This window comes from Burkholderia lata (genome assembly GCF_000012945.1).
GTDB lineage: Bacteria > Pseudomonadota > Gammaproteobacteria > Burkholderiales > Burkholderiaceae > Burkholderia > Burkholderia lata.
The window spans coordinates 1-12,585 of record NC_007510.1; the positions used below are offsets into that span (position 1 = coordinate 1).

General features: G+C 58.9%; 7 protein-coding genes. All 7 read left to right on the forward strand.

Going from position 1 to position 12,585, the window contains the following annotated elements; translation table 11 throughout:
- Positions 1-75 precede the first annotated feature (75 nt).
- The 7 genes from dnaA (at position 76) to BCEP18194_RS05975 (ending at position 12,585) form a co-directional block, all read left to right on the forward strand.
- Complete coding sequence (gene dnaA, locus BCEP18194_RS05945) at positions 76-1,653, forward strand: chromosomal replication initiator protein DnaA (protein ID WP_011350426.1); 1,578 nt, start codon at positions 76-78, stop codon at positions 1,651-1,653.
- 168 nt (positions 1,654-1,821) lie between these two features.
- Entirely contained in the window at positions 1,822-2,928 is a 1,107-nt protein-coding gene (dnaN, locus tag BCEP18194_RS05950) for a DNA polymerase III subunit beta (RefSeq protein WP_006750113.1), read from the forward strand.
- 192 nt (positions 2,929-3,120) lie between these two features.
- Positions 3,121-5,595: a DNA topoisomerase (ATP-hydrolyzing) subunit B gene (gene gyrB / locus BCEP18194_RS05955; protein WP_011350427.1), complete on the forward strand. Its 2,475-nt coding sequence runs from the start codon at positions 3,121-3,123 to the stop codon at positions 5,593-5,595.
- Between the two features lie 757 nt (positions 5,596-6,352).
- Entirely contained in the window at positions 6,353-7,117 is a 765-nt protein-coding gene (locus BCEP18194_RS05960) for a WYL domain-containing protein (RefSeq protein WP_011350428.1), read from the forward strand.
- A gap of 60 nt (positions 7,118-7,177) precedes the next feature.
- A complete protein-coding gene (locus tag BCEP18194_RS05965; RefSeq protein WP_041492698.1) occupies positions 7,178-7,882 on the forward strand; it encodes a hypothetical protein in 705 nt (234 codons plus the stop codon).
- Positions 7,869-8,408 carry a hypothetical protein gene (locus BCEP18194_RS05970; RefSeq protein WP_157687154.1) on the forward strand — a complete coding sequence of 180 codons (540 nt, stop codon included), beginning with the start codon at positions 7,869-7,871 and terminating at the stop codon, positions 8,406-8,408. The genes BCEP18194_RS05965 and BCEP18194_RS05970 overlap by 14 nt, the downstream gene beginning before the upstream one ends.
- A 1-nt stretch (position 8,409) precedes the next feature.
- Positions 8,410-12,585: a hypothetical protein gene (locus tag BCEP18194_RS05975; protein WP_011350431.1), complete on the forward strand. Its 4,176-nt coding sequence runs from the start codon at positions 8,410-8,412 to the stop codon at positions 12,583-12,585.

Genomic DNA, 12,585 nt, shown 5'->3' on the forward strand with positions numbered 1-12,585 from the left:
TTCGGGCCTTGTTGCGCTACCGCGACAAGGGCGCCGGCGAGCCGCGCTGTGCACGCAAAAAACGACAGTTACTTGATGAACGATTTCTGGCAACACTGTTCCGCACTGCTGGAGCGCGAGCTGACGCCCCAGCAGTACGTGACGTGGATCAAACCCTTGGCCCCGGTGGCCTTCGATGCGTCGGCGAACACGCTGTCCATCGCCGCGCCGAACCGCTTCAAGCTGGACTGGGTCAAGAGCCAGTTTTCGGGACGGATCACTGATCTGGCCCGCGAATTCTGGAACACGCCGATCGAAGTCCAGTTCGTCCTCGATCCCAAGGCAGGCATGCGCAGCGCCCCTGCCGGTGCAGCACCGGCCGCCCCGCGCGCGCCGCTGGCTCCGACCGGCCCGGCCGCGACCGTGGCTGCGATCGCCGCCAACCTGGCCGCGAATGCTTCGGCTGCGCCCACCGCGCCGGCCGACGTGCCGATGACGCCGTCGGCCGCCGCCGCGCATCACCTGAACGCCGACGACGCCGACATCGACCTGCCGAGCCTGCCCGCACACGAAGCGGCCGCCGGCCGCCGCACATGGCGTCCGGGCCCGGGTGCCGCGCCCGCCGCCGGCGGTGAAGCCGATTCGATGTACGAACGTTCGAAGCTGAACCCCGTGCTCACGTTCGACAACTTCGTGACCGGTAAGGCGAACCAGCTCGCGCGCGCCGCCGCGATCCAGGTCGCGGACAACCCCGGCATCTCGTACAACCCGCTGTTCCTGTACGGCGGCGTCGGCCTCGGCAAGACCCACCTGATCCACGCGATCGGCAACCAGCTGCTGCTCGACAAGGCCGGCGCGCGGATCCGCTACATCCACGCCGAGCAATACGTGTCGGATGTGGTGAAGGCGTACCAGCGCAAGGCGTTCGACGACTTCAAGCGCTACTACCACTCGCTCGACCTGCTGCTGATCGACGATATCCAGTTCTTCTCCGGCAAGTCGCGCACGCAAGAGGAATTCTTCTACGCGTTCGAGGCGCTGGTCGCGAACAAGGCGCAGGTGATCATCACCAGCGACACGTATCCGAAGGAAATTTCGGGCATCGACGATCGCCTGATCTCGCGCTTCGACTCGGGCCTCACCGTCGCGATCGAGCCGCCCGAGCTGGAAATGCGCGTCGCGATCCTGATGCGCAAGGCGCAGTCGGAAGGCGTGAACCTGTCGGAGGACGTCGCGTTCTTCGTCGCGAAGCACCTGCGCTCGAACGTGCGCGAACTCGAAGGCGCGCTGCGCAAGATCCTCGCGTATTCGAAGTTCCACGGCCGCGAGATCTCGATCGAGCTGACCAAGGAAGCTCTGAAGGACCTGCTGACCGTGCAGAACCGGCAGATTTCGGTCGAGAACATCCAGAAGACCGTCGCCGACTTCTACAACATCAAGGTCGCCGACATGTATTCGAAGAAGCGCCCCGCGAACATCGCGCGGCCGCGGCAGATCGCGATGTATCTCGCGAAGGAACTCACGCAGAAGAGCCTGCCGGAAATCGGCGAGCTGTTCGGCGGGCGCGACCACACCACCGTGCTGCACGCGGTGCGCAAGATCGCCGACGAACGCAGCAAGGACGCGCAGCTCAACCACGAGCTGCACGTGCTGGAACAGACGCTGAAGGGCTGAGCACGCGGCGCGCTTGATAATTCGGCCTCCGCCCCAATTTAAGGGGGGCGGTTCGGTTTTGAGGCACAATACTGGTTTGACCGCCCCGGTGGTGGCGGGCCAAGAGCCCGGCCGGCGGGGCGCTGCGAGGCTGCTGCGCTGCAGGCCGTTACTCAACGAAGGAACTCTATGCAACTGGTCAAGACCGAACGAGACACCCTCCTCAGGCCGCTGCAAACGGTCAGCGGCATCGTCGAACGCCGCCATACGTTGCCGATCCTCGCCAACCTGCTGATCACCAAGAACGGCCCGGACGTTTCGTTCCTGTCGACCGACCTGGAGCTGCAGATCACCACGCGCGCCGATTTCGGCGTCGGCGGCGACCAGGTCGCGACCACCGTCGCCGCGCGCAAGCTGCTCGACATCCTGCGCGCGATGCCTGACGGCCAGGTCACGCTGTCGCTCGCCGACAAGCGCCTCACCGTTCAATCCGGCAAGAGCCGTTTCGCACTCCAGACGCTGGCGGCCGACGAGTTCCCGACCGTCGCGCAGGCGAAGGATTTCGGCGCAACGCTCACCGTCCCGCAGAAGTCGTTCCGCCAGCTGCTCGGCATGGTGCACTTCGCGATGGCGCAGCAGGACATCCGCTACTACCTGAACGGCATGCTGCTCGTCGTCGACGGCGACCAGCTGATGGCCGTGGCCACCGACGGCCACCGCCTCGCGTTCTCGTCGATGAAGCTCGAAGGCGGCACGTTCGGCCGCCAGGAAGTCATCGTGCCGCGCAAGACGATTCTCGAGCTGCAACGCCTGCTCGAAGACATCGACGACACCGTCACCATCGACATCGCGCAAACCCAGGCCAAGTTCACGTTCGGCCAGGTCGAGCTCGTGTCGAAACTCGTCGAGGGCAAGTTCCCCGACTTCCAGCGCGTGATCCCGAAGGCGCACAAGAACACGTTCGAGATCGGCCGTGAAGAGCTGCAGCGTTCGCTGCAGCGCGCGGCGATCCTGACCTCGGACAAGTTCAAGGGCGTGCGCTGCATCATCGCGCCGGGCCAGCTGAAGATCATGTCGACCAACGCCGATCAGGAAGAGGCGCAGGAAGAACTGGAAATCGCCTACCAGGGCGATACCGTCGACATCGGCTTCAACGTCACGTATCTGCTCGACGTACTCGCGAACCTGAAGGTCGACACCGTGCAGGTGAGCCTCGGCGACGCCAGCTCGAGCGCGCTGATTACCGTGCCCGAGAACGAAGAGTTCAAGTATGTCGTGATGCCGATGCGCATCTGACGCGCGCGACATCACGACACACACCAGGGGGCGGCAAGCCCCTTTGGCGTTTTTATGGCGAACCGACAACCCGTCCCTTTGGTGCCTCACCGGTGCCTTGGACGGGCCAGGAAAACTGGAGCGGCCCGGCGTTTTCGCAAGGAAACGCACCATGCCGCCGCTTGAGTGGCCTCGCAGAACCGGAAGATATCCATGAGTGAACAGCACAATCCGCAACCCGATAACAGCAGCTACGGCGCTTCGTCGATCCAGATCCTCGAAGGTCTGGAAGCGGTGCGCAAGCGCCCCGGGATGTACATCGGCGACACGTCGGACGGCACCGGTCTGCATCACCTCGTGTTCGAGGTGCTCGACAACTCGATCGACGAAGCGTTGGCCGGGTACTGCAACGACATCCACGTAACGATTCACGCCGACAACTCGATTTCCGTGACCGACAACGGTCGCGGGATTCCGACCGACGTGAAGATGAACGACAAGCACGAGCCGAAGCGTAGCGCCGCGGAAATCGTGATGACCGAGCTGCATGCCGGCGGCAAGTTCGACCAGAACAGCTACAAGGTGTCCGGTGGCCTGCACGGCGTGGGTGTGTCGTGCGTGAACGCGCTGTCGAGCTGGCTGCGCCTCACGGTGCGCCGTGACGGCAAGAAGCGGTTCATGGAGTTCCATCGCGGCGTCGCGCAGGATCGCGTGCTCGAGATGGTGGATGGTGTCGAAGTGTCGCCGATGCTGGTAACCGGTGACACCGAGAACCGCGGCACCGAAGTGCACTTCATGGCCGATCCGACGATTTTCGGCACGGTCGAGTATCACTACGACATCCTCGCGAAGCGGATGCGCGAGCTTTCGTTCCTGAACAACGGTGTGCGGATTCGCCTCACCGATCTGCGTTCGGGCAAGGAAGACGATTTCGCGTTCGCCGGCGGTGTGAAGGGCTTCGTCGAGTTCATCAACAAGACGAAGACCAACCTGCACCCGACGGTGTTCTTCGCCACCGGCGAGAAGGATGGCGTGGGCGTCGAAGTCGCGATGCAGTGGAACGACAGCTACAACGAAAACGTGCTGTGCTTCACGAACAACATTCCGCAGCGCGACGGCGGCACGCACCTGACCGGCCTGCGGGCCGCGATGACGCGCGTCATCAACAAGTACATCACCGACAACGAAATCGCGAAGAAGGCGAAGGTCGAAACGACCGGCGACGACATGCGCGAAGGGCTGTCGTGCGTGCTTTCCGTGAAGGTGCCGGAGCCGAAGTTCAGCTCGCAGACGAAGGACAAGCTGGTTTCTTCCGAGGTTCGCGCGCCGGTTGAAGAAGTTGTGGCGAAGGCGCTGGAAGAGTTCCTTTTGGAAACGCCGATCGACGCGAAGATCATCTGCGGGAAGATCGTCGAAGCTGCTCGGGCGCGTGATGCGGCTCGGAAGGCGCGTGAAATGACGCGCCGCAAGGGCGTGCTCGACGGCGTCGGCCTGCCCGGTAAGCTCGCGGACTGCCAGGAGAAAGACCCGGCGAAGTGCGAAATCTACATCGTCGAGGGTGACTCGGCAGGTGGGTCGGCCAAGCAAGGGCGTGACCGGAAGTTCCAGGCGATCCTGCCGCTGCGCGGCAAGGTGCTGAACGTGGAGAAGGCGCGCTACGACAAGCTGCTGTCGTCGGAACAGATCGTCACGCTCGTGACCGCGCTCGGCTGCGGCATCGGCAAGGAAGACTACAACCTCGACAAGCTCCGCTATCACCGCATCATCATCATGACCGACGCGGACGTCGACGGCGCACACATCCGGACGCTGCTGCTCACGTTCCTCTATCGCCAGATGCCGGACATGATCGAGCGTGGGTATGTATATATCGCGCAGCCGCCGCTTTACAAGATCAAGGCGGGTAAGGACGAGCGGTATCTGAAGGATGACGTGGAGCTCAACGCGCATATGCTGCGGTTGGCGCTGCAAGGGTCGGAGCTGGTGCCGGGTGAGAACGCGGCCGTGATTTCGGGCGATGCGCTTGGAGAGCTGGCGCGGTCGTATCTGCTGTCGAAGAGCGTGATCGAGCGGTTGAGCCGGTTGTATGACCCGGCGGCGCTTGAGGCGATCATGGACGGGGTGGTGATCGATCTGTCCAACGAGGCTTCTACGGAGGCTTCGGCTAAGGCGCTACACGCTGCGTTGCATGACGAGGCGTTGAAGAACGAAGTGCGCGTGGTGCCTTCGTATGACCCGGTTCGCGAACAACGGTCGCTGCATGTCGAACGTACGCATCACGGCAACGTGCGGGTTTCGGTCATCGACCAGGAATTCCAGCACACGGCGGATTATCAGCAGCTCGTGACCACCGCGAATACGTTCAAGGGGCTCATCGGGGAAGGTGCGGTCATCAAGCGTGGTGAGCGCAGCATGGCGGTGACGGACTTCAAGAGCGCGATGAAGTGGCTGCTGGCGGATGCGGAGCGGAACGTTTCGAAGCAGCGGTATAAGGGGCTCGGCGAGATGAACCCCGGGCAGCTGTGGGAAACGACGATGGATCCGGCGGTGCGGCGACTGCTGCGCGTGCAGATCGAAGACGCGATTGCTGCGGATGGGATCTTTACCACCCTCATGGGGGATGATGTGGAGCCGCGGCGGGCGTTTATCGAGTCGAATGCGTTGCGGGCGGGGAATATTGACGTTTAACACCGCCTGACGTGCAGGGTGAGACTGGAGCCAAGTTCTTGAGACTGAAGCGGCAGAATTGATGAGACTGCCGGGATTAACGTCCCGGCAGGATCAGCGACAGAGCCGCAAGTGTGGCCTCGAGGCACCAAGTAGATGTTGGTTTCTACGACTATCAGTTTGGTGGGACGCTGGCCGAGAGCACATCACAGATGAGGAACCGTCTCCCACACACCTCGGGGGCTTGGACCCACAATCTTGTGACGTCCGCTTTCGCAATGCGAAGGTCGCGAGTTCGCCCCCCCCATCCGCTCCACCGATAAAATCAAAGGGTTACAGGTGATTTTCCTGTAACCCTTTTCTCTTTTCTGGACGCCATGTAACCGCTGTGTAACCGGATTTGGTCAACTTCGATCCATCTCGTTCGATACTGTGAGTTCGGGCGTGGCAAACCCACTTGGCAGCTCCCCCCACTTTCAAATTATGCGCCGCCCACGATTGAGCTGATCGGCAATGTGGCGTGGCGTCGCCGAGAGTCTGCTGCCTCCTGTGCGCCATGCCGGGCCAGCACGCGAGCGGTTGAGCTGAAGGTACGTAAAAGCGCGAGCAACACCAATACGGATACTCCGCCTCACTGCTACGCGATGCCTTGCCGGTCACTTGCTCTCGATCGGAGTTTGACTGGCGCGTACGTTGACATGTCACATGGGTGTCGCCGTGCACGATAGAATGCACCGCTACAGGCGACAGGCCTGCCAATCAAAACGGTGACGGGGCTATGGCGGACCACCAATTACCAGATGGCCGGTCCAGCGAACTGGCACCGGGTAACCTGGAATATGACAGTCGGGGCAAGCTGTATGTCATGAGGCCTGGGTTCGAGTCCATGTTTGACTTCTCGCCGGAACGCATTCTGACTTGGCTGTCTGAGGAGTTTGGAGACGGGGAGCCAATCAACTCTAGAGTGGGGGCCGCTTGCGAAATCCCGGCCCGTCTGGGCCAGCCAGCCTTGCCGATCCTGGCAACGATTGCGCGCGCAATAAAGCGGCAGCAAGCTTTGCGTATTGCGTATCACTCGATCGGTACGGGCCGGAGTGAACGTGAAATTGCGCCGTTTGCACTGCTGGACTCAGGTTTGCGATGGTATGCCCGAGCCTATGACCGTAAGTCAGGTGAATTCCGCGATTTTGTACTGACGCGGATCCAGGATGCCTCGATCTTGCACGATAACGTGATTGAGCCGCCTGAGCAGCCTGACCAAGATATCCAATGGTGCCGAATCGTTGAGCTGGAGCTGGTTCCGAATCCGGATCAGGCACATCCCAAAATTACGGAGCTCGATTACGGTGTGCGTGACGGCATGCTCAAGGTAAGACTGCGTGCTGCGACGGCCGGGCATGTGTTGCGCAAGTGGAGTGTGGATTGCTCGCCGGATCACAGCCTACGCGGGAATGAGTACCGGCTTTGGCTGAGGGATCATCTCGCGTTGTGCGGGGTAACGAATGCGGTACTGGCGCCCGGTTACGCGTGCAAAGAGATATAGAAGCTAATGGATAAGCAGTTTTCAACAATCGGGTATGGATTCCTTCTGGAAGAGACTCTCATGCTGCTGGACGCCGCACTGGAGAGCAATGACGCACAAGCCGTGCGTGGCTCTTGTATCCAATATTGGCCTCAGAAGTCCGAGTCCAACAAGGAGAAACTGTGGCAACATATGAAATATCGTTTCCTGGAAATCGAGAACAACTCAATTAAAAACACTCCATTTCTGAAAATATTTCGAAAGATTCGGAGCAGTGATGAAGCGGTTCACGATCTGGTGTTTTTCCAGCTGTGCATCACTACTCCGATTCTTCTTGAAACCCTTTCGCTTTTGGTCACAGACAGTTTCCTGAATACCGGCGAGGCCCTTTTCTCTCGCTACCACCTCGACCAGCTCCTGGAACGCAAATACGAGCGAATGCCTCAGTCGACTCGAGATCGAGTGCGGTCGATTCTTGTTAAAGCAGGACGTCTGAAGCTGACGAAATCCAATTACTCGGTGACGACATACTGCCCAACCGAGGCAGTGTTGGGCTATGCGCTCTACCACGACGCATCAAAAAACGGTTGGCGGGCACCATCAACAGCCACGGTCGTCAATGAAGGATCCATAGCCCCCATTTTCATGTGCAACCGCGCCTTGCTGATTGCCGGAGTCAACAAGCTCGCAATCAAGGGGCACTGTGAATATCATCGGCACGGTAGCACGGATCAAGTCCAACTGATTCATCGATCACTGGAGGAGTATGTCGATGCTTGGAGATAACAAAACGACTCCAGCTCAGGCCAAGGCGCTCAATGAGCTGATAGGGTTGGTTGGCGATAGGCACGTTGGAGGCCGGACCCTTTGCTGCCTGATAGGCGGTCAAGGTTCCGGAAAAACATGGCTTGCGGAACACATATCGTCGCTGGACAAATTTGGGCTGGTCCGATATGTGAGCGTGAATGACATCATTCTCGACCTATTGGCCAAAGATCCCATGTTTGGCGACGTGTTTGATTTCAATGCTACGACCATCGCGGCTGATCTTAAACGCTATGGGAACAAATTTCGGAAGGCAGTACATGACCTTGCTGCCGAGCAGCTATTGCCAGAGGGGTTGACCATTCTAGATCACCTGGAATTGGTTTTTGCACTCGGCATGGACCCCATGACTACCTGGTACAACGATGCCGTGGGGAACAGAAGAATTTTACTGGTGCTGACAGGACGAATGGCTGGTCAGCTTTGCCGCTGCGGGCAGTACACCCTGACTCGTGGAGATCAACCAATTGTAGAGCTGGAGGGCTGACATGGCACTCATGAAGGATATGTTTGATTTCACGCCCGTCAGTAGCTGGGTGGAAAACTTCAACGAGTCGACTCACGATTCGATCAGCCGGACGCGGACCTTCGAAAGCTTCGTTATGCTGCCCGAAGTTGAGGAATCTGCCCGAATTATCCTGGACAGAATTCACCGCTCGCAGGGTCGTGGTTTTTTCATCACTGGTCTATACGGTTCCGGCAAGACCATATTCATGGCATGGCTATCCGCCATTCTGACCGAACCAACGCTGCGCAAACAGCTCCTCGATACCAAGCCCGAATGGGGCATGGATGCGCTCGCACCGCGAAAATTCCTTACGATCAATTTTACTGCCATTGAAGTACCTGACGAGACCCTCGAACAGGCCTTCTGGAACTCGGTTACCGACCACTTGCGCCATCTCGCGCCACCAGTAACGGCGACCTTGTCCAATACCGACGCCTATCTGGAGACCTTTTACAATCAAACCGCCAGCGGGACGCGCAGCGATGCGGAGAAGTGGATTCGCGACAACCGGAATCTCTCCGTCAATCAGCTTCGCTCTTACGACAAGGAATACCAGAAGACCATAATTGAGCAAGCAGTAGCCGCCATGAACATTCAGCTCGTCCAGGACCGCACCACGGTCACGGAGAAGGTCAAAAGGCTGGTTGAGATTGCCAAAGAACGCGGTTACGAGGGTGTTTTGGTTTTTATTGATGAGTTGTATCTTCACCTGATTCAAAGCGACGAACACTTCAACCGGGGCACTGCATTCCTTGGGCAATTGGCCGAAGCAGGATTGGCCGGAGATCAGCCATTCTGGGTTTTTGGCGCGGTTCAAGAGGAAATCCAAGCCATCGCTCGCCAAGCCGGGCGCAATTACGATACAGAGCTGATGGGCAAGCTTTCCGGGCAATCCGGCCGCTTCCAGTCCATCAATATTCCGGTCACGCAATTTCATCGCATCTACAACCATCGGTTGTTCCGCGAAAACTCAAAATGCGTTCACAAGCTCGCCGATGCCTTCAAGGCTGAAATTCAGCCTCATTTCCGGGGAGCTTTTACAGACTTCCTGAAGCGTTACTTCCGCGAACGTGAACCCATCACCGACGAGGCAAAACACTTTGCCGACGTCTATCCCATGCACCCCTTCGGGCTCTACTGCCTTACCGCGATTACTAACCGGGGCGGCAGATCCCGTGGCGCGCTGGGATTTGTTCAGGAGTTCATTGAAAAACGCCTGCAGGATGCCAGCGACTGGAAACGTATCGCGGTGCTTGATGATGTGTTCGACTACGAGGATCTCCGCAACAAGATCATTCAGGACGATCCCGAGATGGCCAAGTATTACGGAATGTTCGAGCGATTCTGCGGCACAGCCAGGGACGAGGTCCTTTCGCGCGCGCCCTATAAACGCTGGTCGGACGCCGATCAAGCTGCCGCCAAGGTAGCAAGCGAGCGTTTGATTAAATCTTTGATCGTCCTCTCAATGGTCAAGGAGGAACTTTCCGTTTCCAAGTTAAACGACGCGCTCTTGCTGCGATGGCCTGGCAAAGAAAGTGATCCCGCGGGCAGCGACCAGGAAACGGTCCGAATCCTAGAGAAGATTGCCCAAACATTTCCGCCCCTTCGTCAGAAAGGCAGCGGGGATACTCTGAGCTTTTTCCTCTCTGTCGAAGGTGACGGCGGCGAGCGCGAGGAACTATTGGTCGAAGTCGAGCGGGTCAAGAATGGCTTCGCGCCAGACATTCAGCTTGAGAGCGCCTACCGTTCCCATCTTGAACTGTTCCTCCGCTTCCCGGGCAGCCCACTGGGCGGCACAGTGCCACCACAAAATGGCTTCTCGACTCAGCTGGATGTGGAGTGGCAGAGAACTCGCCGCTCTCTTGACTATCGGCTTGAGCCAGTCACGGCGCTCACCAATGATCACGCGGTCATCGGCTTTGTCAAAGACGTGCCAGCCACCAAGGCGTTGCACCTGGCTGTGCTCTACCCATCTGCCTCACCGCTCGATGTCGAGATGGACGCGGTCGGCCATGGCAACGGGCGAACCCTTATGTGGCTACCTGCCACACTGCCAGCCCAAGATATAGATGAGCTCGAGCGTAGCATGGCGTTGGTCAAGCTCTATGGTGACTACCAGTCTCAGGTTAACGCGGGCGGCGCTTCGCAATCCGTCCGTCGCAAGCTTGAGCTGTTGGGAGAATGGATTGACCTTCCCGCCGGCACTAAATCGGCCCAGCCAGCCCGCAAGGCCACGGAGATTTTGCTCGAGTCCTTTGTGAGCGGAGAAATCCGCCAGTGGAACACCAAGGATCAAGTATGGGAGATCCTCTGTGAGCCCGCAGAACTACTTTCCCTTTACCAGAGCATTCCGCAGAGCGAACGTTCTCTGGAGCGGCTCTTGGAAAAGGTCGCTGCCAAAGCGCTGAACAAGGTATTCCAGTTCCATCCGGATTTTAGGGAGACCTATTCGTTTGCCGCGGACTTGAGTTCAGCCATGCGGCGACGCGTGCTGGAGGCCATATGGAAAGGCCGCGTAACCGATGGGGATGGTACTGCCAAGGCCGACCTTGAAAAGTACCTTGCTCCGCTTGGCTTGCTCAACACCGGCGTGCCCGGGGAGGTCTCGGTTACACTGGCCGTCAGCAGCGTGGAGGCATTCAAAAAGTCGAAGGAACGAATTCGGGACAACATCCGCAAGGCAAGCCCGCCTGCCACCAGCATCGCGGAAACCCGCAAACGGCTAAAAACCACGGATCTGGGATTGACTGACACCTGGGTGGATGTCCTGATCACGCTGCTCATCAGCACCGGGGAAATCAGCGGCGTCACCATTCACGGTAAAACGGTCTCCCAAGACGACCGGACCATTGGCAGTCCAATTGACTGGCTTCAGGAGCTGGATGAACTCCGTCCTGGGACGCGTCCGGATGAAACTCTGTGGCACGACCTCACCGAGTCGCTTCACGCCCTTAGCCTCTGGAAGGAGGGCAATGGTTACAGCCCGGCAGCCGCAGAACGCCTTCTCGACCTCTTGAGAGATACGGGAACTCGTGCTCAGCACGAGTTCCTGCAAGCCAAGCAGTCATTGCAAACCTGGCCCGGAGCATCGGTTCCCGGCGCCGTTTCTGAATGGGCCGACATCTTTGCGCTTCACGAGGATGGCGGAGAAAGCCGGGTTGCGTGTTACTCCTCCGTTCGTGATGCCATGCGCGATATGCTGGGGCTTGCTGAGGACGATGACATCGAGGCGGCTAATCGTTACACCTGTGTCGAAGACTTCGCTCACCGCGTGCGGGAAGCCCGCGACTTTCTGGATCGCATTTCAGAACTGGCGCGCCTCACCGGCAAACTGCGCGAGCTCAAAGCGCTAGGTGTCCCGCCTACTATTGATAAGCCATGTCGGGAGCTGCTCGACAGCATTGAGGCCTACGTCAACTCCTCCGGCGCTACTGGGGAAATGAGCCGGATCACCGCCGAATGGAAGGATCTGCATGAGCTCTACCTCAACCAGTACCTGAGTGAACACGCGGGCCTGCACAATGACCTGAAAGGCCTTCGTGATGTTGTGCTCAGCAGTCCAAGCTATCGGGTGTTGAAGGACCTCTCACTGGTAGAAGGGCTCAGTGCCCATTTCAGCCCGGCTGTCATCGAAGCTCAATTGACCGACCTATTAACCCAGGTCAGCGTGCAGCAGGTTTGCGAACAGAGCCTTGATGACGTGAAGACGGATCTGTCCCACGGTTGGGCATGTTCCACCTGCGGCTATAGGCTCGGCACGCGACTGGAACTCGAACCGGTCCATTTCCTGGGGCTGGTTGAACTCGGCATCAAGGAATACTTGGATCATGTGCGTGGTTGCGAGGCTGATCTTCAGGATTACGTCAGTGATACGCCCGCAGCAACTCCGTTGCTCGGGTTGCTGGGCGACACTGTAGAGCAATGCGCTCTCGATGCGTTGCAAGACGCCACCATGCGCCAGCACCTGGCGGAGGCCCTTGCCGAGGCGGAAGCTGTAAAGGTGAGTGTCAACGAACTATTGGATCAACTTAAGCCGCTCCTGCTTGGCTTCTTCAAGGGGGGGCGAAGCGAATTCGAGCAGTATGTGCAGGGTGCACTGGGTGAGCTGCTGAAAAAGAACGGTTTGAAAGAAGAGCACCCTTGGAAGGTGGAGTAA